Below are 21,961 nucleotides of genomic sequence, written 5' to 3'. Positions count from 1 at the left end.
GGTCCCCGCCCACAGACCGGAAAGATCATGGCTTCTTCCATAGCAACGGACACACCTCCGCCACCCGCTCCCGCCCCGGCAGCGCGCCGCAACCAGTCCACCGGCCGCGCGGGCGACAAGATCTTCCTCGGGCTCTCCCGGGGCTCGGGCATCTTCCTGCTCGTCGTCATGGCGGCCATCGCCATCTTCCTGAGCATCCGGGCCGGCATCGCGATCTCCGAGGATCAGGGCAACTTCCTGACCACCTTCGACTGGAACCCGGCCGGCAGCCCGCCCGCGTTCGGCATCGCGGTCCTGCTCTTCGGCACCGTCGTCAGCTCGGTCATCGCGATGGCCATCGCGGTTCCGATCGCCGTCGGCATCGCCCTGTTCATCTCGCACTACGCGCCGCGCAAGCTGGCCGCACCGCTGGCGTACGTCGTCGATCTGCTCGCCGCCGTGCCGTCGATCGTCTACGGCATCTGGGGCGCCCTGTTCCTGGTGCCCTACCTCGGCGGCCTCAACGAGTGGCTCGACTCGTACCTGGGCTGGACCGTCCTCTTCGAGAAGACCGAGGTCGGCGTCGCCCGCTCCATCTTCACCGTCGGCATCCTGCTCGCGATCATGATCCTGCCGATCGTGACCAGCGTCAGCCGCGAGGTCTTCCTCCAGGTCCCGCGCATGAACGAGGAGGCCGCCCTGGCCCTCGGCGCGACCCGCTGGGAAGTCATCCGCCTCTCGGTGCTGCCCTTCGGCCGCTCGGGCGTGATCTCCGCCTCGATGCTGGGCCTGGGCCGCGCGCTCGGCGAGACGATGGCCGTCGCCACGGTCCTCTCCCCGAGCTACGTCCTGTCGCTGCACCTGCTCAACCCGGGCGGCGGCACCTTCGCGCAGAACATCGCCGCGAAGTTCGACGAGGCCAACCAGCTCGGCCGCGACGCCCTGATCGCCTCCGGCCTGGTCCTCTTCGTCCTCACCCTGCTGGTCAACGGCGCCGCCCGCATGATCATCGCCCGCCGCAAGGAGTACTCGGGGGCCAACGCATGAGCCCGGTGCTCTCCCCCGACCTCCACCCCGCAGGACGAGCCCCCGAAGGGAGCCCGGCATGAGCAACGTAGCCGTTCAGGACGCCCGGCCGGCCACCCCGGCCCCCGGCAGGGGCAGCCTCAGCCACCGCTCCCTGCCCCGCTGGGCCGGAGCCGGCTTCGCGGTCGCCGCGATCGCCCTCGCCGTCGGCATCGGCCTCGCCTTCGACCTGCAGAGCAAGGTCCAGTGGGGCCTGATCGCGGCCCTGCTGTTCGTCCTCATCTCGTACGCGGTCACCACGGCCGTCGAGAACAAGCGGCAGGCCAAGGACCGGGTGGCGACCTCCCTGGTCTGGGTCTGCTTCATCCTCGCCGTGATCCCGCTGCTCTCGCTCCTGTGGACGACGATCAGCCGCGGCACCAAGGTCCTCAACGGATACTTCCTGACCCACTCGATGGCCGGCGTGCCCGCCTTCGAGCAGGGCGGCGGCATCTACCACGCGCTGATCGGCACCCTGGAGCAGATCGGCATCGCCACCCTGATCTCCGCGCCGCTCGGCCTGCTGACCGCGGTCTACCTGGTGGAGTACGGCAAGGGCGCGCTCGCCAAGGCCGTGACCTTCTTCGTCGACGTCATGACGGGCATCCCGTCGATCGTCGCGGGCCTGTTCATCCTGACCCTGATGCTGATGTTCGACCTTCAGCCCTCGGGCTTCATGGGCTCGCTCGCCCTGTCGATCCTGATGATGCCGGTCGTGGTCCGCTCCACGGAGGAGATGCTCAAGCTCGTCCCGAACGAGCTGCGCGAGGCCTCCCTCGCCCTCGGCGTACCGAAGTGGCGCACCATCCTGAAGGTGGTCATCCCGACCGCGATCGGCGGCATCACCACCGGCTTCATGCTCGCGATCGCCCGCATCGCCGGCGAGACCGCCCCGATCATGCTGCTCGTCTTCGGCAACCAGCTGATCAACACGAACCCGTTCGACGGTGCTCAGTCCTCGCTCCCCTTCTACATCTGGGAGCAGTACCGGGTCGGCAGCGACGCGTCGTACGACCGCGCGTGGGCGGCCGCCCTGGTCCTGATCGCCTTCGTCATGATCCTGAATCTGGTGGCTCGCGGCATCGCCCGCTGGAAGGCCCCGAAGACCGGTCGCTAAGGCGACATGTGCGGCTCCGCCGCGCGGGGCCAACCTCAGCGACCCCTCTCGCACGCTCGAAAGAAGCAGTGATTGTTATGGCCAAGCGAATCGACGTATCGGGCCTCTCCGCCTACTACGGCGCCCACAAGGCGATCGACGACATCTCGATGACGGTCGAGCCGCGCTCGGTGACGGCCTTCATCGGCCCGTCCGGCTGCGGCAAGTCCACGTTCCTGCGCACCTTGAACCGCATGCACGAGGTCACCCCGGGCGGCCGCGTCGAGGGCAAGGTGCTCCTGGACGACGAGAACCTGTACGGCTCCGCGGTCGACCCGGTGGCGGTCCGCCGTACGGTCGGCATGGTGTTCCAGCGCCCGAACCCGTTCCCGACGATGTCGATCTTCGACAACGTGGCGGCGGGCCTGCGCCTGAACGGCAAGTTCAAGAAGAGCGAACTGGCCGACGTGGTGGAGAAGTCCCTCAAGGGCGCGAACCTCTGGAACGAGGTCAAGGACCGCCTGAACAAGCCGGGTTCGGGCCTCTCCGGCGGCCAGCAGCAGCGCCTGTGCATAGCCCGCGCGATCGCGGTCGAACCGGACGTTCTGCTCATGGACGAGCCGTGCTCGGCCCTCGACCCCATCTCCACCCTCGCGATCGAGGACCTGATCGGGGAGCTCAAGGGGCGCTTCACGATCGTGATCGTGACGCACAACATGCAGCAGGCGGCGCGGGTCTCGGACCGTACGGCGTTCTTCAACCTCGCGGCGGTCGGTCAGCCGGGCAAGCTGATCGAGATCGACGAGACGGAGCGGATCTTCTCCAACCCGTCCGTGCAGGCCACGGAGGACTACATCTCGGGCCGCTTCGGCTAGGCCCGCCCCAGAGCGTCTGCGGTGCTGCATGGCGGTGCCACCGCAAGACGATGGGCCCGCCCCGGGAAACCCGGGGCGGGCCCATTTACGTACGACCACCTGGGGCTCCGCCCCAGACCCCGGAGCCGCCCCACCCCACCCCTCCCCGAAACCCGCCGGGGGTGGGAAGAGCTGAAGCCGGGTTTCCTGGGGCTCTGCCCCAGCCCCCGCTCGCGCCTGAAGGGCGCTCGTCCTCAATCGCCGGACGGGCCGAAATGCTCCGATGCGGGCCGGCACGACGCTGCCAGGGGCGCGGGGCTGTAACACTTTGCGGCTCCGCCGCGATGGGGGTCCCCCCTGTTCGAGCGAAGCCGAGAACTCGGGGGAGCGACCAGCCACGCACGGTCCGCAGCCGACATTGGGGTTGGGGCGGAGCCCCCGAGAGGGGTGCAGGGGACGAAGTCCCCGCAGGGGGTCTGGGGCGCGGCAAACGCCCCGGGGTCTGGGGGCGCAGCCCCAAGGAGCTCGCCCCGCCCCACCGGGGCTACCCGAAGAGGAGCCGCACCACCAGATAGCTCAGCGCAGCGACCCCCGCCGCGGCCGGCATCGTAATGAACCACCCCAGGATGATGTTCTTCGCGACCCCCCACCGCACCGCGTTGACCCGCTTGGTCGCCCCCACGCCCATGATCGCCGAGGTGATCACATGCGTGGTGGAGATGGGCGCCTGGAACAGGAACGAGGACCCGAACATGATCGAGGCACCCGTCGCCTCCGCGGCAAACCCCTGCGGCGGATCCAGCTCGATGATCTTCCGCCCCAGCGTCCGCATGATCCGCCAGCCACCCGCGTACGTACCGAGCGACAGCATCGCCGCACACGCGATCTTGACCCAGATCGGGATCTCGTCACCCGCGGACTGAACGTTGGCGATGGTCAGCGCCATCACCACGATGCCCATGGTCTTCTGCGCGTCCTGGAGGCCGTGGCCGAGCGCCATACCGGCCGCCGACACGGTCTGCGCGATGCGGAATCCGCGCTTGGCCTTGTGCGGGTTGGCCTTGCGGAACATCCACAGGATCGCGCACATCACGAGGTAGCCGACGACCAGGCCGACCACCGGCGAGACGAACATCGGAATGACGATCTTGTCGAGCACCCCGGACCAGTACACCGTGATGCCGCCCGCGAGCGCCGCCCCGACCATGCCGCCGAACAGGGCGTGCGAGGAGGACGAGGGAAGCCCGAAGTACCAGGTGACCAGGTTCCAGATGATCGCGCCGACCAGCGCCGCGAACAGGATCCCCATCCCCTTGTTGCCCTCGGGCGTGGAGATGAGCCCCTTGCTCACGGTCTTGGCGACGCCGCTGCCGAGGAAGGCACCGGCGAGGTTCATGACGGCGGCCATCGCGAGCGCCGCCCGCGGCGTCAGTGCCCGCGTGGACACCGACGTGGCGATGGCGTTCGCCGAGTCGTGAAAGCCGTTCGTATACGTGAATCCGAGCGCGACCCCAATGGTCACGATCAATGCAAAGGTGTCCATGACCGGGTCAGGACTCCTTGACGGCGATGGTCTCCACCGTGTTCGCCACGTGCTCGAACGCGTCCGCCGCCTCTTCGAGCACGTCCACGATCTGCTTCAGCTTCAGCACTTCGATGGCGTCGTACTTGCCGTTGAAGAGGTGGGCGAGCAGCTTGCGGTGGATCTGGTCGGCCTGGTTCTCCAGACGGTTGACCTCGATCCAGTACTCGGTCAGATTGGACATCGTCCGCAGGTTCGGCATGGCCTCGGCGGTCAGCACGGCCGCCCGGTTGAGGACCTCGATCTGCTGCTCGACGCCCTTGGGCAGTTCCTCGACGTTGTAGAGGACGACCAGGTCGACGGCCTCCTCCATGAAGTCCATGATGTCGTCGAGGCACGAGGCGAGGTTGTAGATGTCCTCGCGGTCGAACGGCGTGATGAAGGAGGAGTTCAGCTGGTGGAAGATCGCGTGGGTGGCATCGTCCCCCGCGTGCTCCGCTGCCCGCATGCGCTCCGCGATCTCGGCCCGGGACGCGGAATCCGCTCCGAGCAGTTCCATGAGGAGCTTCGAGCCCGTGACGATGTTGTCCGCGGATGCGGAGAACATGTCGTAGAAGCTCGTCTCCCTGGGGGTCAGACGAAAGCGCACGTGGGGTCCTCGGAGTGCTTGGGATTCGGTCAGGCTGATGCTAGGCGCATCATCCGGCCACGGCTAACCGGCGTTCTTCAGTGTCGCCCATCAGGCACAGTGATCAGCACGGGCCCCCTTCGGGGATCCGGAAATTCGTTACCATATACCCATGAGGGGTATGAAACCCCTTGCCGCATACGGCAGGCCACCAGGCACATGGCAGACAACGGGAGGACGCGATGACGACCACCGAGGCAGCCGGCCCCCCGGTCGAGACCCCTGTGACCGATCACGACCACGGCGTGCACGGCTACCACAAGCAGAAGGACGAGCACCTCAAGCGGCTGCGCCGGATCGAGGGCCAGATCCGCGGTCTGCAGCGGATGGTCGACGAGGACGTCTACTGCATCGACATACTCACCCAGGTCTCCGCGTCCACGAAGGCCCTGCAGTCCTTCGCGCTCCAGCTCCTGGAGGAGCACCTGCGGCACTGCGTGGCGGACGCGGCGGTGAAGGGCGGCGACGAGATCGACGCCAAGGTCGAGGAAGCCACCAAGGCCATCGCCCGCATGATGCGCACGTGACGCAGGCGTGACGCAGGGACGCAGGCGGCTGAGGAAGGCGCGGCGGCACCGGACCGGCCGCGCCCTCTGCCACCCCGACGAGAAACAGAACTAGTTACGTTCCGGGGGCGGCCCGGGCTGCCCCACGTTCAGCACCTCGTCGATGAGGTCCGGGCTGAGCCGGTCCCCCTCCGCGGCGGACGCCGCGATCATCAGTTCACCGCACAGCTCGATCTCGACGAGGGCCACGTGGTCCTGGACAGTCGCACCGCGAAGCGCAGCCACGCACATCACCTCTTCCTCGACCTCTTCCCGCTCTTCTCGCCATCGTCGGCTTCCCAGCGTAGGGAGAGGGACACGGACCGCGCATGGCACGGACGGACCATTTCCGCCACCACAGGCCCACCTGAGGGGGCCATTTCTGGCTGACTTACGGCTGGATCTTCCCGTCGAAGATGTCCCGAGCGTCCGGCAGCCGTACGCTCACGGCCGACCCGAACGCGTACAGCAGCGTCGTCGACGCCACCGCCACGGGCCGGCCCTGGTTGACGTAGCTGAACTGCTGGCGCACCTTGCACAGCCGCCCCGCTTCGTCGAGGTACGCGTCGAACGGAACCGCCCCCCTGGAGAACCCTTTCGCCACCTTCGCGGGCAATTCGGCACTTCCCCGGTAGTGCCGCACCTTCACCCCGGCGAGTTCCTCTTCGCCGACGTACGTCACTCCCTGCGCGCCGCGCAGCAGCTCGGCCGCCGCGTACGGGTCGGTGACGCCACCCGTGACGAGGTTGCCGTCGGCGAGCGTGGCGGTCTCGACCCGCACCCACTTGTCGGCGGGCACCCCGGCTCCCCGGTTCTTCATGTAGAGCGCGCCGGGCGCGAGGAGCTCGGTGATCGGCCGGTGGCCGTCCTCCCCCGCTACGTCTCCGGGCAGCACGACCGTCAACTGCCCGGTTCTGTGCCGGAAGTCGTACGTCCCTTGGCCGCGGATCGCGACCCGGGTGCCTCCGGTGGCCATCTCCATGGAGGTGGTGGCCTTCGAACTGCCCGCCGCCACAAGACGGTCGGCCGCGGTGCGCACCAGGGCCGCCGGATCGGCGGTGCTCCCGCTCGCGACCTCCGCGCTGTTCCCGCCGCCGCATCCGGCCGTACTCGCGATCGCCCCGCCCACCAGCGCGGCGACCACGATCGCACCCGCTCGTCCGGCTCCGTGCCGTTGCACCACCATCGCCGCCAAACCCCCAACGCCCACTGGCCTAGCCCGTACTCCTAACGACTCCGATACGGCCCCCGTCACGCCCGCAGTACGGTGGTGAGGTGCCCCACCAGACCACCATCACGGAACGCGGCAGCTTCGCGATCGCCCGCTGCTCCTGCGGCTGGACGGGCCCGGCCCGCCGAAGCCGCGACAGAGCCAGGACGGACGCCGAATCCCACACCCCGCAGACCTGCACCCCATCCGCCGACTGACCGGGCCCCTCCCCGCGGATGCCCGATCACTTCACTGCGGACCGGTGGGGTCTGGGGCGCAGCCCCAGGGAACGACCACCGGGCCGCAGCAGAACGATTCCTCCCGGAGGGTCTAGGGAAGGGGCGGGGCGGGGAAGGAGCAAGCGGAGTGCCCCACACGCCCCCGGGAGCCCCGAATGCGCCGCCGCACCCTCCTCACCACCGCCGCCACCGCGTTCGCCGCCTCCGCCTGCGAAGGCACCGCCCGCCCCAGGCCCACCCCGCCCCGCACCACCTCACCCAGCACGTCAACGCCCCCCGCCCCGGCGGACCTGACCTCCCTCGCCCACTCCCTGCAGGGCAAACTCGTCCGCCCCGAGGACGCCGACTACGCCGCGGCCCGCCAGCTCTACAACACCCGCTACGACCCCCAGAGGCCCGACGCCGTGGCGTACGTCGCCCACGAGGCGGACGTACAGGAATGCCTCGCCTACGCCCGGGCCCACCGCACCCCGGTCTCCGTCCGCAGCGGGGGCCACGACTACGCCGGGTGGTCATCGGGCACGGGCCGCCTGGTCATCGACGTATCGCGGCTGAACGGCGTGGCCGCCGACGGCACGATCGGCGCGGGCGCTCGGCTGATCGACGTCTACACCGACCTCGCCAGGACCGGCCGCGCGATCCCCGGCGGCTCGTGCCCCACCGTCGCCGTCTCGGGCCTGACGCTGGGCGGCGGCCACGGCGTGACGGCCCGCGCGTACGGGCTGACCTGCGACAGCCTGACCTCCGTCCGCCTCGTCACCGCGGATGGCCGAAAACTGACGGCGAGCGCGAAGGAGAACCCTGATCTGTTCTGGGCCCTGCGCGGCGCGGGCAACGGCAACTTCGGCGTGGTCACCGGCTTCACCTTCCGTACGCACCAGGCCCCGCAGGCCGTGACCGCCTATCTGACCTGGCCCTGGCGGCAGGCGCGGGCGGTGGTCGAGGCGTGGCAGGAGTGGGGCCCGGACCAGGCGGACGAGATCTGGTCCGCCGCGCACCTGGCGAGCGCGGCCGGCGGCGGCAACCCGACCATCAACATCGCCGCGTTCTCGATCGGTTCGTACGGCGATCTCCAGAACGCCCTGGACCGCCTCGCCGACCGCGCCGGCGCCCCCGCGGCCTCGGTGACCCTGCGCCGCACCGGCTTCCAGGACGCGATGCTGCTGTACGCGGGCTGCTCCACCTTCAGCCAGGCCCAGTGCCATCTGCCCGGCGGGACCCCGGGCCGCAATCCCCAGGGAGTGCTCCAGCGCGAGACCTACGCCGCGAAGTCCGACTTCTACACGAAGGCGCTCCCGCAGGCGGGAGTGCGTCAACTCCTCAGCGGTTCCGAGGAGTTCACCCGAATCGCGGCCGCCGACAACGGGGGCGCGGGCACCATCGTGCTCACCGCGCTCGGCGGCGCCGTCAACCGGGTCGCCCCGGACGCCACCGCCTTCGTGCACCGCACCTCGCGGGTGCTCGCCCAGTACATCGCCTCATGGCAGGCGGGCACTCCGGGCGCGACCCAGCAGTCCTGGCTGATCCGCACGCACGGCGCGATGCGCCCGTACGCATCGGGCGCGGCGTACCAGAACTATCCGGACCCGCAGCTCACCGACTGGCGTACGGCCTACTACGGCTCGGCCGCACCGCGCCTGGCCCGGCTGAAGAAGCAGTACGACCCGACCAGGATGTTCGACTTCCCCCAAGCACTCTGACGGGGCGCCGGCTCAGGCGGCGAGGTCGCGCTCCTCGGACTCCGGGTACTCGACCGCACCGCCGGCCGCGGCCGGAACCACGGTCAGCGCTTTGCGCGAGTGGACCAGGCGGCCGAGCCGCGGCGAGCGGGCGACGGCCGCGACGACGGGGGTGAGCAGCATCTGGGCGAGCGGGGCGAGCAGCAGCGCGACGGCGGTGCCGAGCGCGAAGCCGCCCACGACGTCGGTCGGGTAGTGCACGCCCATGTAGACCCGGCAGAACCCTTCGAGCAGGGCGAGGCCGAGCGCGATGAGGCCGAACTTCCGGTTGGCGACGAAGAGTCCGGCGCCGATGGCCATCGCAAGGGTGGCGTGGTCGCTCACGAACGAGAAGTCGCTCTTGCCGTCGACCAGCACGTCCAGGCCCTTGTGGTCGAGGAAGGGCCTCGGCCGTTCCACGAAGCCGCGGATGGGGATGTTGACGAGCACGGCGATCCCGGCGGCCAACGGCGCCCACACGATCCCGGCCACGGACACGACCGCCGACTGCCGGTCCTCCCCGCGCCGCACGCTCCACCAGCACCACAGCACGACGAGCACGAGGCCGAGCAGAATCCCGTACTCCCCGACGAACGCCATCGCGCGATCGAGCCAGGACGGGGCGTCCTTGGCGAGTCCGTTGATGTCGTAGAGCAGGCTGACATCGGGATTCGCTCCGTCGAATGCGAGTCCAGCCATGCTGCGGCCCCTTGCCTTGTTCCGTCCTGCTACCAACCCCCGTGGTCAGTACGTACATCAGTCACTGTCCAGGGAACGCCCTGTTCGCCCGCCGCGTTCCACTCTCCACTGAATGATCACGTCGACGTTATCGAAGAGTGACTCATCGTCGCAGCTCAGGGCCTTGGCTTCACGGAGAGTTCCAGCCACGGGGGGAGCTTGTTCAAGCCGCCGGTTTGAAGCTGGGCAGGGCCGCGGCGCCGTCCTTGGTGACCCGGGTCGCACCGAAGTAGTCGGGCGCGTCGATCTTGTCGAAGCGGATGACGGCACCGGTGTAGGGCGCGTTGATCATGTACCCCCCGCCGACGTACAACCCCACGTGATGGATGGCCCGCGAGTTGCTGAGGTCGGTCGAGAAGAACACCAGGTCCCCGGGGAGCAGCTCGTTCCGGGCGGGGTGCGGACCGGCGTTGTACTGGTCGTTGGCGACGCGGGGCAGTGTGATCCCGACGGTCTGGTACGCGGCCTGGGTAAGCCCCGAGCAGTCGAACCGCCCCCCTTGCTCGGGCGTCCCCTCCCCACCCCAGAGGTAGGGAGTCCCGAGCTTCTGCTGCGCGTAGTAGATGGCCCCAGCAGCCTGCTGCGAGGGCTGCACCCGGCCAACGGGGGCGGCGAAGCTCTTTTCGAGGGAGCGGATGGTTTTTACGTAGCCCTGGGTCTCCTTGATGTTCGGGACACCGCTCGACTGGATGACCCGGTAGGCCCCGGCGTTGTACGCGGCGAGCATGTTGTCGGTGGTGTCCCCGGGCACGTCCTTGACGTATTTGGCCAATTCGCAGTCGTACGAGGCTGCTGACGGAATGGCATCCGCCGGATCCCAGATGTCCCGCTTGCCGTCCCCATTGCCGTCGATGCCGTGGGTCGCCCACGTGTCGGGGATGAACTGCGCGATTCCCCGGGCGTCGGCGGGGCTGACCACCTTCGGGTCCCAGCCGCTCTCCTGGTACAGCTGGGCCGCGAGCAGAGCCGGGTTGATGGCCGGGCAGAGGTTGCCCCACTTCTGGACGATCGGCTGGTAGAGCGCCGGTACCGCCCCCTTGGCCAGTCCGACCGCTCCGCCCCCCGCCGAAGCAAGACCGGCGGCGGCCGAATACGTGCCGACGACGAGCAGCGCGACGAAGCTCAGGCACACCCCGAGCCCGATCCCGCCGACCAACAAGACCTTGCGCACGCCTCAACCCTCCCCCATCCAAGGCGCATTCACCGTCGTTTTGCCCGAGTGGCTCGGATCAGCCCACCCTGAAACCCGCGCACACGATGGACGCGTACTGCTTCGGAGCCTGCACGTGCTCGACAAGCAGCGTCCAGTCCCCGGGGTCCTTGCTCACGTCGATGGCCGGATACGGCTTGCCCATCACCGTCTCGGTGAAGTCGTCCGGATACGTGAACTCCACCCACTGACCGAGCCCCTTGGCGAACATGTCGACGGGCTTGCTCGCATAGCCGAGGTCGAGGTTTTGCTGAAGCACGCCCGCGCTGGGAGCGCCGGTGTCCGGATCGATGGCGTGCGGAGGCTTCACGACGATGGACACGTAGTAGGGCGCCTTCACCTCGCCCTGCGCGTACGGCTTCAGCATGAAGCCGACCTTGAGCTTCCCGTGGAGCACCTCCTTGTGCTCGGCACTCCCGAGTTCGCTCACCTCGTACGTCGAGAGGTTCGGGCCCAGCCGCTCCTCGGCGGGCAACCCGCAGGTCTTCGACTGCGCGCTCCAGTAGTCCCGCGAGGGGTTGGTCTGCTCGATGTACCCGGGCGTGCCGACCGGCTTCGCGTCACCGCCGGACGGATCGGCGCTGGGCATGGGCCCCGGGGAGGCGGACGCGGACGTCGCCGGCTTGGCCGAGGACGTCCCTCCGGCCTTCGCCCCGCCGTCACCCCCGTTGTCGCCCGGCAGCCACCACACGAGGCCCGCCCCGACCAGGCCTAGCACCAGACCGGCCGCGGCCGCCGCGAGCCACGGGGTGGTGCGGCGCTTGTCGGGGGTGGCGAGCGTCGTCGGCACATACGTCGCAGGGTTCGCGGGCCCTCCTGCCGCCGCCGTGGGGAGGTCGTGCAGCAGCGCGGGGGCAGCCTGCATCGCATACGCCGGTACCGCGTCCCCGAGACTCACCAGCGGCCGGTAGAACGGGTCCTCCACCAGAGCCGAGTTCACCCCGCACGCCTCGATCACCTCGGCCGCCCCGGGCCTGGCCGCCGGGTCCTTGGCCACGCACGCTCGGATCAGCGCCGCGAGGCCGGGCTCGACGCCTTCCACGTCGATCTCCCCATGTGCGGCCCGGTACGACACGGCGTCCATCGCGCCCGCACCGAATGGCGCCCGCCCGGTGGCCGCGAACGCGATCGTCGCCCCCAGAGCGAACACGTCGGCCGCCGAACCGACCTGATTGCTCATCAGCACTTCGGGAGCCGTGAAACCCGGGGTGCCCGAGGCGTACCCGGTCTGCGTCAAAGCCGTATCCCCCGCCCCCTTCGCAATCCCGAAGTCGATCAACTGCGGCCCCTGGGGCGACAGGATGACGTTCTGGGGCTTGAGGTCGCGGTGGGTGACCCCGTACCCGTGGACGCTCGCCAGGCCCTCCGCCAGCGCCGCGAACAGTCGGCGGCACGTGTCCGCGGGGAACGCGCCCCGCTCGCGCACCGCGTGGGAGAGCGTCGGCCCGGCGACGTACTCGGTCGCCAGCCAGTACGGCGGCGCGGACAGCGACGCGTCGATCAGGTTCGCGGTGTACGCGCTGCGCACCGCCCGCACGGTCTCCGCCTCGCGCCGGAAGCGGGTCAGAGCCTCCGGGTGGTCGGTGATCTCGTCCTTGATCACCTTGATCGCGACGAGTCGCCCGCCGGGCGAGCGCCCGAGGTAGACCATCCCCATCCCGCCCGCCCCGAGGCGTGCGAGCAACGCGTACGTACCGATCCGTTCCGGATCCTGCCGAGGCCTGAGCGCATCCACCGCCCAACCCTGTCATGTGACGGTGCGCGGTCAAATCCCGGGTGACCAGGTCGTGATCAAGGAAGTACGCAGGCGCACGTGATGGGCCGATTCGTCGCCTGAGTCGGTGTCTGGGACTGGGACTGGGACTGGGACTGGGTAAGTAGCTGATCCGGCGTCACCGACTCGCCGGCCGCGGCAGGTTGCGGGCTGACGGCAGTCGAGGTCGCCGCCGCGGGCTTGGGGTCGCCCGCCGCCTCCGCGAGCTTGTACAGCGACTTGGTGTGCTGGCCGAAGACGATGCTGTACGAGACGTCGGGGTCGTCGCCGCCGAACTCGTACCCGCCGATCACCCCCGCGACCGCACCGCCCTCGACTACCCACGGGCTGCCGCTGGTGCCGCCCGGGAAGTCGGGGCAGTCGATGCGCTGCTGGGTGTCGCCGTACGCGACGGACGTGTTCGTGCAGACCTGCGGTTCCTCGGCGTCGCCCGGGTAGCCGGTGATGGTCACGGCCTGCCCGGTCGCCCGGCCGGCGAACAGCTGGGCGGCACCCACCGCGTCCTCGACCTTCTTGCCGCCGTCCGTGCCGGGCCCGAGCACCGCGAAGGCTACGTCGCTGTCCTGGTCGCCGTCCTCGTTCCAGCTGTCGTCCGCGTACACCGACTCGACCGGCCAACTCCCGTACGGCGCCGCCCCGTCCCGGTAGGCCGGCACGAACACCGCCTTGCCGCCCTCCGATTCGTCCGCGGGCAGGCAGTGCGCGGCGGTGACGATGAGGTCGCGGCCGGAGCTGTGCACGACGGAGGCGGTGCAGAAGTGCCCGCCGTCGAGGTCCCCCTTGAATATCGCGCCCACCCGCGCGTTGGCCGCCGTGGCCGGCGCCGCCTCGGTCAGGTTCTTCGCCGCCGCGTCGTGGTCCCCGTACGTCGGCATGACCATGAGCACCGCCACGGCCGTCAGCGCGCCGAACTTTCCGCGCATGGTGGTAGCGAACTTCATCCCGGAGATGCCAGTGCGCTTCATACGTGCGTCTCCTGGTGGTCGGCGGGCCTGCTTGCGGACGGCGAACACTGTGACTCTGGCGGGTTCGACTGCGAACGACCATGAACCTTTTCTGAGAAGTTTCTTTGAACCGGCCCCGAGCCGCCCCCGTCGCCCGCGCACCTGCGCCGAAGCCTGCCCGGCACGACAAGCGGCCCATAGGTGCAACAACGACAGCCATTGCCGGGAGTCACGGTGCGTGATACACAGAGTGACCATACGTGTTGTGGAGGACATCGGTTCATCGCAGGTCAGGGCGGTGCGACCGGCACTGCCGTGCGGGGTCGCGCAAAGAGAGGCGCCAAGGCGTCCTACTACGGCGGTTTCATCAGCGAAGATAGAGGCTGACCCATGCCGTGGGGCAGGGGCTTCGAACTACCCGACAGGGGCGGTGAGTTACATGTACCTGGCAGCCGGAAAAGGCGACATCACCACCATCATCGGCGGAATCGCCCCCAACTGGGGGCCGTTCGGGACACTCGGCAACGAGGCCCGCATCATGGTGGAGGTGGTGATGGCGGTCGCCATCCTCCTCTGCCTCGGCATCGCGGTATGGGGCGCGGCCAAACAGAGGATCGGAGCGACGGCGCTGCGCGACACCTTCAGCGCCGAACAGGGCAAGGGCCTGATCGTGGCCGGCCTGACCGGAGTATTCATCATCGGCTCGCTGGGCACGCTCTTCACCATCGTGTACGGAATGGCCGTCTGACCCCGAGTCGGTCGACCAACTCCCTTTCCCTTCCCCCTCACACCACCCGTCCGTCGTGCCCAACGGCAGAGGTTGCGTCTCCCTGATGTCGAGTCACCACACCGCGCCCGCGCGGGAACCAGCACGGCTACCGTCGTACTACGCGGAACCGCACACGGTCGAGGGGGCGCAGGCATGAGTTTCGACGACGAGCCGGGCCACGGCGGGGGCGATCCCGGCCCCGCCGACGACCGCTTCAGCACGCTCGGCGGCACCCGCCAGACCCGCACCCGCCTGCCCGAAGGCACCGGCGACAGCTACGGCGGCGCCCGCCGCCCCCCGCGCAACAACCGCTCCCTGGTGATGGTCGTGGGCGTCGTGGTCCTGCTGGTCGCCGCGATCGCCTTCGCGAACCGGGGCGGCGATTCCGGCTCGACGTCGGGCGCGGGGAACGCGAAGAAGCCGGACGCGCAGTCGACGGCGGCGACGGGCACGAAGCCGGTGGACGGCAAGCAGTCTGGCATCGCATCCGGCTTCCCGCAGACGGAGCAGGGGGCGCAGTCGGCTGCGGCGAATTATGCGGTGGCGCTGGGTTCGGAGGGCATGTTCAAGTCCGGCCCCCGCGGCGACATCGTGCGGGCCACCCATGACCCCGCCGTGGTGGACGGACTGCTCGGCAAGCTGGACCAGGCATACACCCCGAGCTTCTTCAAGAACGTCGGCCTGAACAACGACGGCTCCGCGCCCTCCGGGCTCACCTTCGTCTCGCGCACGGTGCCGGTCGGCACGAAGGTGACCCAGCAGGGCGGTGCCTCCACAAACGTCGAAGTCTGGTGCACCGGCCTCGTCGGCCTGGCCGGCGCCGGGTCCACCAAGCCCGTGACCCAGACCTGGTTCACCATCACCGAGACGCTCAAGTGGGTCGGCGGGGACTGGAAGATCGAGTCCTCGTCGCAGACGGAGGGCCCGACCCCCGTCAGCGGTGACAACCGCGCCTCCACTGCCGACGAGATCGCCAAGGCTGTTCAGGGATACGGAGGCTTCACCTATGCCCGGTAGCCGGCGTGCGCTGTCATACTCCCTGCTCGCGGTCCTGCCGCCCTCGGTGGTGCTGTTCGCCTCGGGCGCATGGGCGGCACCCAGCCCGACCCCGCCCCCGAGCGGCAGCCCGAGCCCCAGCCCGAGCAGTAGCAACAACCCCTGTGACCTCATCGTCGGCCTCGCCAAGGAGTACTGCGAGAACGGCAGCGCCAAGGGCGGGTCCAAGACCACCACCCCGGACACGGCGGGGGCCGCCGACCCCCTGACCTCCCTGGCCAAGGGCTGTGCCGACGCCGCCGCCTGGATCGTCGGCAAGCTCTCCGACGCCGTGAAGAACACGGCCACCGTGGACTTCACCAACGGCAACTTCCGCACCCAGTACGCCGTCGTCTTCGCCGCCGCCACCTTCCTCACCCTCGTCCTGTGGCTGCTCGCCGTGGCCAAGCGAGCGATCCGCGGGGTGCCGCTGTCCACCGCGATCTCGGAAGCCGTCGGCTTCCTGTGGCTGACCGTGCTCGCCTCCGCGTTCACCCCGCTGATCCTCTACACCGTCGTATCGGCGACGGACGCCGTGACAGAAGCGATCGCGAACGCGACCGGCAACCAGTCGGACGTGTTCTTCGGCTCGTTCTCGGCCGCGCTCAAGAAGGGCACGGACATCGGGGGCGGCCCGATCATGCTGATCGTCGTCGCCCTGGTCTCGATCCTCGCCGCGGGCGTGCTGTTCCTCGAACTGGTCATCCGCGCGGCCCTGTTGTACGTCGGCGCGCTGCTCGGCACCGTGGTGTACGCGGGGCTCGTCGACAAGAACATGTGGGGCCACGTGCGCCGCTGGGCGGGCATCATGATCGCCGTGATCATGGTGAAACCGGTCATCGTGATCGTGCTCGGCCTGGCCGGAGCGCTCTCCTCCGGAAAGGGCCCCGACTCGTTCTCGGCCGTCGTCTCGGGCCTGGCGATCATCCTGCTTGCGATCTTCGCCTCCGCGATGATCTACCGCTTCGTGCCCGGTTTCGGCGACGAGATCGCCTCGGCCCGTACGAACCGCAAGCAGGCCACCGACGGATCGCAGGCCGCCGCGCTCATCTCCTCGCCCGCCGCCCTCGTCTCGCAGGGCATCAAGACCCACAGCGGCCGGGGCAACCAGGGGGGCGGCGCCGCCCAGGCCCGCCCCGCCAACCCCATGTCCGGTGGCGTGGCCGCCCACAGCAGCCGGGGCTCCGGCGGTGGAGCCGGCGGCGGAACTGTCCCCTCCGCCGCACCTCCACCACGCCGCGGCTCCGCGCCGACGTCCGGCACGCCGCACACCCGTAACAAGAACACTGGAGGTGGAGGGCGTTGACGACCCAGTCCCAGCCGGTCGCGCCCCGCCGTACGTATCTGATCGGCCGCGCCCGGCCGTCGGCCGTCGTCGGCAAGAACCGCGAGACCGGCGAGATCGTACTGATCATCGGCGGCGCGTTCCTCGGCATGATGTGCGGGCTGCTCGTCCCCGTCCTGTCCCTGCGGATCGTGCTCCTGATGGGCTTCCCGTTCCTGGCGCTCGCCGCGGTGTACCTCCCGTACAAGCACCGCACGTTCTACAAGTGGTTCGAAATCAACCGCAGTTACAAGCGCTCGCTCCGGCGCGGCACCACCTACCGCTCGGGCGCGGCCGAGGCGGGCGTGGGCCTCGACGGGCGCGAGGTCGAGGTCGGGCCGCCGCCCGGCATCGGTCACATCAGCTGGCTCGCGGCTCCCTTCGGGCCGGACGAGATCGCCGTCCTGCTGCACGCGGACCGGCGCACGGTGACCGCCGCGATCGAGATCGAGGGCCCCGGCGTCGGCCTGCGTGACAGCGAGGACCAGGAGGCCCTGGTCGACCGCTTCGGCACGCTGCTCAAGCATGTCGCCAACGGCGACGGCTTCGTGACGAGGCTTCAGATGCTGGCCCGCACCCTGCCCGCCGACCCCGACGCGCACGCCAAGGACGTCGCCCAGCGCGGCGACACCAAGTCCCCCGACTGGCTCCAGGAGTCCTACGAGCAGCTCCAGTCGATGGTGTCCACCTCCAGCGAGCAGCACCGCGCCTACCTCGTCGCGTGCATGCAGTACAGCCGCGAGCTCGCCGCCGAGGCCCACGCGATGGCCCGAGCCGCGAACCCGCACGGCCGCAAGCTCGACCGGGACGCGGGCCTCGCCGTCGTCATGGCCCGCGAACTGACCGACATCTGCGCCCGGTTGGCCGAGGCGGACATCCGCGTACGCCAGCCGCTCGGCCAGAGCCGGCTCGCCTCGCTCGTGCACTCCATGTACGACCCCGACCACCCCATCGACCACATCCAGGCCATGACCAAGCGCAACGCCTGGCCGGCCGAGCTGGACGCCGTCGAGCCGACGTACCTCCAGGCCAAGACCCGCGAGTCCTCGACGCGGGCGCCCTGGTGCCACGCCACCGCCTGGGTGAAGGAATGGCCGATGACCCCGGTCGGCGTCAACTTCCTGGCCCCTCTGCTCGTCCACACCCCGGATGTGATCCGTACGGTCGCCGTCTGCATGGACCTCGAACCGACCGAAGTTGCGATTGAGCGAATGCTCACGGAAAAGACCAACGACGAGGCCGAGGCGTCCCGCGCGGCCAAGATGAACCGCACCGTCGACCCCCGCGACATCGCCGCCCACGGCCGCCTCGACCAGCGCGGCGAGGACCTCGCGAGCGGCGCCGCGGGCGTCAACCTGGTCGGTTACATCACGGTGTCCTCGCGTTCCCCGGAGGCGCTGGCCCGCGACAAGCGGACCATCAGAGCCTCCGCCGGCAAGTCGTACCTGAAGCTGGAGTGGTGCGACCGCGAGCACCACCGCGCCTTCGTCAACACCTTGCCGTTCGCGACCGGAATCCGCCGCTAGTTGAGAGGCAGTACCCGCCATGCGAGATCCGCTGTCTCTCATCACCGACGCCTTCACCGCCCTGCTCTTCGGCAAGGTGGAGACCACCCGGCTGCCCGTCCGCACCTCCACGGGCCAGGCCCAGGCCGTCTACCTGCCGACCGCGGCCCCCGGCCTCGGCGATTCCGGCGTGATCATCGGGCGCGAGGTGTACAGCGGCAAGGGCTACATCTACGACCCCTTCCAGCTGTACGGACAGCAGCTCCCGGCCCCGCACTGGCTGGTGCTCGGCGAGTCGGGCAACGGCAAGTCGGCCCTTGAAAAGACGTACGTGCTACGGCAGTTGAGGTTCCGCGACCGCCAGGTGGTGGTCCTCGACGCGCAGGGCGAGGACGGCGTGGGCGAGTGGAACCTCATCGCACGCGAGCTGGGGATAACTCCCATCCGGCTGGACCCGATGACCGCGATGGACGGCGGCATCCGGCTCAACCCGCTGGACCCGGCGATCACGACGACAGGCCAGCTCGCGCTCCTTCGAACGATCATCGAAGTTGCGATGGGACACGGCCTGGACGAACGATCGGGTTTCGCTCTCAAGGTGGCGCACGCGTACGTCAACACCACGATCACGGACCGCCAGCCCGTCCTGACCGACATCGTCGAGCAACTCCGCCACCCCGAGCCCGAGTCGGCCGAGGCGATGAACGTCGACATAGATGACGTACGGGCCTGGGGCCTGGACGTCGCGCTGGTCCTCGACCGCCTGGTGGACGGCGACCTGCGCGGCATGTTCGACGGCCCGACGACGGTGGGCATCGACCTGGACGCCCCCCTGATCGTGTTCGACCTCTCCCACATCGATCGAAATTCGATCGCGATGCCGATCCTGATGGCCATCGTGGGCGTCTGGCTGGAGCACACCTGGATCCGCCCCGACCGGAAGAAGCGCATCTTCCTGGTCGAGGAGGCGTGGCACATCATCAACAGCCCGTTCGTGGCCCAGCTCTTCCAGCGCCTGCTGAAGTTCGGCCGCCGCCTGGGCCTGTCGTTCGTGGCGGTGGTCCACCACCTGAGCGACGTGGTGGACGGAGCGGCGGCGAGGGAAGCGGCAGCGATCCTCAAAATGGCCTCGACCCGCACCATCTACGCGCAAAAGGCAGACGAGGCAAGGGCAACGGGCAGGGTCCTGGGCCTGCCCCGCTGGGCGGTGGAGATCATCCCGACCCTCACCCCAGGCATCGCGGTATGGGACGTAAACGGCAACGTCCAGGTGGTGAAACACCTGATCACCGAACGCGAACGCCCCTTGGTCTTCACGGACCGCGCGATGACGGAATCCGCGGCAACGGACGACATCCTGGCCTCGGAACTGGACTCCCAGCTCGAATCGGAAACAGAACGCCGGGCAGCACTGATGGAACAACACCTGTCCGCCGAGGGCACGGTGGCGTGAGGTGAGCGGAACGGGCACCCCGAGAGGCGGCGAGCGCGGCGACCAGCGCGGCATCCCGGACGGACTCCTGGTGGGCCTGCTGGCCTTCCTCCTGGGCCTGACGGTCCTGGTATGGACGGCCACGGGCCTGGGGGGCCTCTTCACCCACGGGGCGTGGCCCCCCGCCGTATCGTTCACCCAGAGCCCCATGGCCCTGCGCTCCCTGGCCACGTCCCCCCACGACCTGCCGGCCGCCTGGCCTGACACCCCGCCGAACTCCCTCTCGGGCTATGGCCTGTTCTGGGGCCTGCTGATCGGCGAGCTGATGATCCTGCTCGTCCTGACGATCTTCGCGCTGGGGACGTTCACGCGGTGGCGGGGAGTACGAGCGAGAGCGAGGGAGGCGGCTGGGCGGGGCACGGCCGTGAGCACGGCCCCGGAGCCCCCTTCTCCCCAAGCTGTGGACAGCGCTTCCGCCACCCCGCCCGCTCCCGTTGTGGACAATCGTTCCGCAGGGCGCTTGGAGTCTCCCCCGGTCGAGCGAAGCCGAGACCTTGGGGAAGGGTGGGCACAACGGACCCAGCCCGCCGGAACCCCGCTCATCGCCCCCCACCCGGGGCCGGTCGGTGGCGCGGGGTTGGGTGCGGCCGGCCGACCCGGGTACGAACACCCCGCTCACCCCACCCCGCTGGAACAGATCCCCACCCCCCGGGTGGAAGCGAACCCCCGCCTGCTCTACGGCGCCCCCGAAGCAAGAAGACCCAGAGCCCTGCAGGCAATCCAAGACGCAGAGGGCGCAGCCCTGATCGTCACCTCAGACCCCACCCTGTGGGCAGAAACAAAGGACGCCCGGGCAAAGCTCGGCCCCGTACACATCTACGACCCAACGCACCGCTGCGACACCCCCGCCAGACTCCACTGGTCCCCCACGGCCGGCTGCGAAGACCCGGACACAGCAGCCGCGAGGGCAACCGCACTGCTCGCCCCCGTACGCCCCCAGGCCCGCATGGACGCCGCCATGGCAGACACCGCGGAAACCCTCCTGCGCTGCTGGCTGCACGCCGCCGCCCTGGAGAGCCGCGACGGGAAGGCCATGAAGCAGCTGCATCGCTGGGCCCAGGGCACAGCGATCCAGGACGCCGTACGCATCCTCCGCACCCACCCCAAGGCGCAGAGCGGCGGCGCGGGACTCCTGGAGTCGGCCCTCACCGCCTACCCCGAACGCCGGGAAATCGCGCAGCAGTTGACGGCCCGAGCCCTCGCCTGTCTCTCTTCGATCCACATCCGCGACGCCTGCACACCAAACCGGGCAGATTCGCTCGCCCTGGAATCATTTGTGAACGAGGGGGGCACCCTTTATGTGGTGGGTGAAGCGATCGAGGACCCCCGGTCCCGTCCCGCCGCGATGCCCCTGCTCACAGCACTCGCCTCAGACGTGGTCGAGCGCGGCCGCCGCATGGCCGAACGGTCATCTGACGGTCGCCTCGACCCACCAATGACGATCGTCCTGGACGACGTCGCGGCCGTGGCTCCGCTTCCCCGGCTTCCGGAGCTGCTGTCGACCGGTCAGGACCAGGGCATGCCGCCCCTGGTCCTGCTCCGCTCCCCCGAACAGGCGCGAGCCCGCTGGACCGAGGCGCTGACGTAGGGCGTACGGCTACGGCCGCTCGACCGCCATCTCAAGGTCGAGGCAGCCGTCGCCGGACAGCAGCGAGGTGACCCCGGTCGGTACGAAGCCGATCTTCCGGTAGAAGCCCCGGGCACGCGGGTTGTTCTCGTGCACGAAGAGCCGGATCCGGTTCACGCGCGGCTCGTCCAGCGTCCAGGCCCATTCCATCGCGGCAGCGAAAAGCCGCTCGGTCAGCCCGATCCCCCGGTGCTCGGGCCGCACGAATACGCCCACGAGATGCGCCTGCGCCGAAGCAATCCGATCCCCGAAGATGTCGTCGCTGCCCTCGGCCTCGATCAGCACCACAACGCCGCCGGCCCATGCACCATCGGGCCCCTCGGCGATGAAATGCCGGGCGGAATTACCCTGCGAGGCCCCCTTCGCCCGCTCCTGCCAGTGCGAATCGGGCTGCGTGGACGCGTTCTCCAGCGTGTCCAGGAAGGCCACGGGGGCAGCGGGATCAGCAAGCGCAGCCAGCCGAAGTTCCTTGGACTTGCGCCATTCGTCGGCACGGATGGGCCGTATGACATGTTCCATGAACCGATACTGCCACAACGCGAAAAAGCCCCGCACCGTGATCCGTTGACACGGACCTGGTGCGGGGCTTTCCCCACAATTTGTTCGGCGGCGTCCTACTCTCCCACA

At 69.4% G+C, this 21,961-nt stretch carries 21 protein-coding genes; 12 read left to right on the top strand and 9 right to left on the bottom strand.

The window, feature by feature from the left end:
* The first annotated feature begins 27 nt into the window (after positions 1 to 27).
* The 3 genes from pstC (at position 28) to pstB (ending at position 3,015) form a co-directional block, all read left to right on the top strand.
* Positions 28 to 1,026: a phosphate ABC transporter permease subunit PstC gene (gene pstC, locus IE206_RS22980; RefSeq protein WP_189964998.1), complete on the top strand. Its 999-nt coding sequence runs from the start codon at positions 28 to 30 to the stop codon at positions 1,024 to 1,026.
* A 58-nt stretch (positions 1,027 to 1,084) separates the two neighbouring features.
* Positions 1,085 to 2,161, top strand: coding sequence for a phosphate ABC transporter permease PstA (pstA, locus tag IE206_RS22975; RefSeq protein WP_189964996.1), 1,077 nt, complete (start codon positions 1,085 to 1,087; stop codon positions 2,159 to 2,161).
* A gap of 77 nt (positions 2,162 to 2,238) precedes the next feature.
* A complete protein-coding gene (gene pstB / locus IE206_RS22970; RefSeq protein ID WP_189964994.1) occupies positions 2,239 to 3,015 on the top strand; it encodes a phosphate ABC transporter ATP-binding protein PstB in 777 nt (258 codons plus the stop codon).
* 523 nt (positions 3,016 to 3,538) lie between these two features.
* Here pstB and IE206_RS22965 read toward each other — a convergent pair.
* Both IE206_RS22965 and IE206_RS22960 read right to left on the bottom strand, forming a co-directional pair.
* A complete protein-coding gene (locus IE206_RS22965) occupies positions 3,539 to 4,537 on the bottom strand; it encodes an inorganic phosphate transporter (RefSeq protein ID WP_189964992.1) in 999 nt (332 codons plus the stop codon).
* Positions 4,538 to 4,544: 7 nt separating this feature from the next.
* Positions 4,545 to 5,165 carry a DUF47 domain-containing protein gene (locus IE206_RS22960; protein ID WP_053729022.1) on the bottom strand — a complete coding sequence of 207 codons (621 nt, stop codon included), beginning with the start codon at positions 5,163 to 5,165 and terminating at the stop codon, positions 4,545 to 4,547.
* A 221-nt stretch (positions 5,166 to 5,386) separates the two neighbouring features.
* Here IE206_RS22960 and IE206_RS22955 point away from each other — a divergent pair, with 221 nt between their 5' ends.
* A complete protein-coding gene (locus IE206_RS22955) occupies positions 5,387 to 5,731 on the top strand; it encodes a metal-sensitive transcriptional regulator (protein ID WP_053729023.1) in 345 nt (114 codons plus the stop codon).
* A 90-nt stretch (positions 5,732 to 5,821) separates the two neighbouring features.
* Here the strand turns inward: IE206_RS22955 and IE206_RS22950 are convergent, their stop codons facing one another.
* Positions 5,822 to 6,001, bottom strand: coding sequence for a hypothetical protein (locus IE206_RS22950; protein WP_189964990.1), 180 nt, complete (start codon positions 5,999 to 6,001; stop codon positions 5,822 to 5,824).
* A 139-nt stretch (positions 6,002 to 6,140) separates the two neighbouring features.
* The gene (locus tag IE206_RS22945; protein ID WP_189964988.1) at positions 6,141 to 6,935 is read right to left on the bottom strand and encodes an SCO4651 family lipoprotein; all 795 of its coding nucleotides are present in this window, start codon (positions 6,933 to 6,935) and stop codon (positions 6,141 to 6,143) included.
* A 53-nt stretch (positions 6,936 to 6,988) separates the two neighbouring features.
* Here IE206_RS22945 and IE206_RS22940 point away from each other — a divergent pair, with 53 nt between their 5' ends.
* Complete coding sequence (locus tag IE206_RS22940; protein ID WP_189965326.1) at positions 6,989 to 7,177, top strand: hypothetical protein; 189 nt, start codon at positions 6,989 to 6,991, stop codon at positions 7,175 to 7,177.
* A 176-nt stretch (positions 7,178 to 7,353) separates the two neighbouring features.
* Complete coding sequence (locus tag IE206_RS22935; protein WP_189964986.1) at positions 7,354 to 8,898, top strand: FAD-binding oxidoreductase; 1,545 nt, start codon at positions 7,354 to 7,356, stop codon at positions 8,896 to 8,898.
* Between the two features lie 12 nt (positions 8,899 to 8,910).
* Here the strand turns inward: IE206_RS22935 and IE206_RS22930 are convergent, their stop codons facing one another.
* From IE206_RS22930 to IE206_RS22915, 4 genes are all read right to left on the bottom strand, one after another.
* The gene (locus tag IE206_RS22930; RefSeq protein ID WP_189964984.1) at positions 8,911 to 9,615 is read right to left on the bottom strand and encodes a phosphatase PAP2 family protein; all 705 of its coding nucleotides are present in this window, start codon (positions 9,613 to 9,615) and stop codon (positions 8,911 to 8,913) included.
* A 202-nt stretch (positions 9,616 to 9,817) separates the two neighbouring features.
* Positions 9,818 to 10,810, bottom strand: a complete 993-nt coding sequence (locus IE206_RS22925; protein ID WP_189965324.1) for a C40 family peptidase — start codon at positions 10,808 to 10,810, stop codon at positions 9,818 to 9,820.
* A 73-nt stretch (positions 10,811 to 10,883) separates the two neighbouring features.
* Positions 10,884 to 12,599, bottom strand: coding sequence for a serine/threonine-protein kinase (locus IE206_RS22920; RefSeq protein WP_189964981.1), 1,716 nt, complete (start codon positions 12,597 to 12,599; stop codon positions 10,884 to 10,886).
* A gap of 56 nt (positions 12,600 to 12,655) precedes the next feature.
* On the bottom strand, positions 12,656 to 13,603 hold the full coding sequence (locus IE206_RS22915) for a trypsin-like serine peptidase (protein WP_226598969.1): 948 nt from the start codon (positions 13,601 to 13,603) through the stop codon (positions 12,656 to 12,658).
* A 418-nt stretch (positions 13,604 to 14,021) separates the two neighbouring features.
* Between IE206_RS22915 and IE206_RS22910 the strand changes: the two genes are divergently transcribed.
* The 6 genes from IE206_RS22910 (at position 14,022) to IE206_RS22885 (ending at position 21,295) form a co-directional block, all read left to right on the top strand.
* Positions 14,022 to 14,330: a DUF8827 family protein gene (locus IE206_RS22910; protein ID WP_053729027.1), complete on the top strand. Its 309-nt coding sequence runs from the start codon at positions 14,022 to 14,024 to the stop codon at positions 14,328 to 14,330.
* Between the two features lie 174 nt (positions 14,331 to 14,504).
* Positions 14,505 to 15,368: a hypothetical protein gene (locus tag IE206_RS22905; protein ID WP_189964979.1), complete on the top strand. Its 864-nt coding sequence runs from the start codon at positions 14,505 to 14,507 to the stop codon at positions 15,366 to 15,368.
* Positions 15,358 to 16,692: a hypothetical protein gene (locus IE206_RS22900; protein ID WP_189964977.1), complete on the top strand. Its 1,335-nt coding sequence runs from the start codon at positions 15,358 to 15,360 to the stop codon at positions 16,690 to 16,692. Before IE206_RS22905 ends, IE206_RS22900 begins: the two co-directional genes overlap by 11 nt.
* A complete protein-coding gene (locus IE206_RS22895) occupies positions 16,689 to 18,236 on the top strand; it encodes an SCO6880 family protein (protein WP_189964975.1) in 1,548 nt (515 codons plus the stop codon). The genes IE206_RS22900 and IE206_RS22895 overlap by 4 nt, the downstream gene beginning before the upstream one ends.
* Positions 18,237 to 18,255: 19 nt before the next feature.
* Positions 18,256 to 19,668, top strand: coding sequence for an ATP-binding protein (locus IE206_RS22890; protein WP_189964973.1), 1,413 nt, complete (start codon positions 18,256 to 18,258; stop codon positions 19,666 to 19,668).
* 1 nt (position 19,669) lies between these two features.
* Entirely contained in the window at positions 19,670 to 21,295 is a 1,626-nt protein-coding gene (locus tag IE206_RS22885; RefSeq protein WP_189964971.1) for a type IV secretory system conjugative DNA transfer family protein, read from the top strand.
* 9 nt (positions 21,296 to 21,304) lie between these two features.
* On the opposite strand, the gene IE206_RS22880 is transcribed toward IE206_RS22885, so the two are convergent.
* Positions 21,305 to 21,853: a GNAT family N-acetyltransferase gene (locus IE206_RS22880; RefSeq protein ID WP_189964969.1), complete on the bottom strand. Its 549-nt coding sequence runs from the start codon at positions 21,851 to 21,853 to the stop codon at positions 21,305 to 21,307.
* Between the last annotated feature and the right edge of the window lie 108 nt (positions 21,854 to 21,961).

The sequence above is a fragment of the Streptomyces violascens genome, assembly GCF_014649955.1.
In the GTDB taxonomy this organism is placed as follows: Bacteria; Actinomycetota; Actinomycetes; order Streptomycetales; family Streptomycetaceae; genus Streptomyces; species Streptomyces violascens.
The sequence above is the reverse complement of the archived record's forward strand: the minus strand, read 5'-3'. Positions and strand labels throughout refer to the sequence as shown.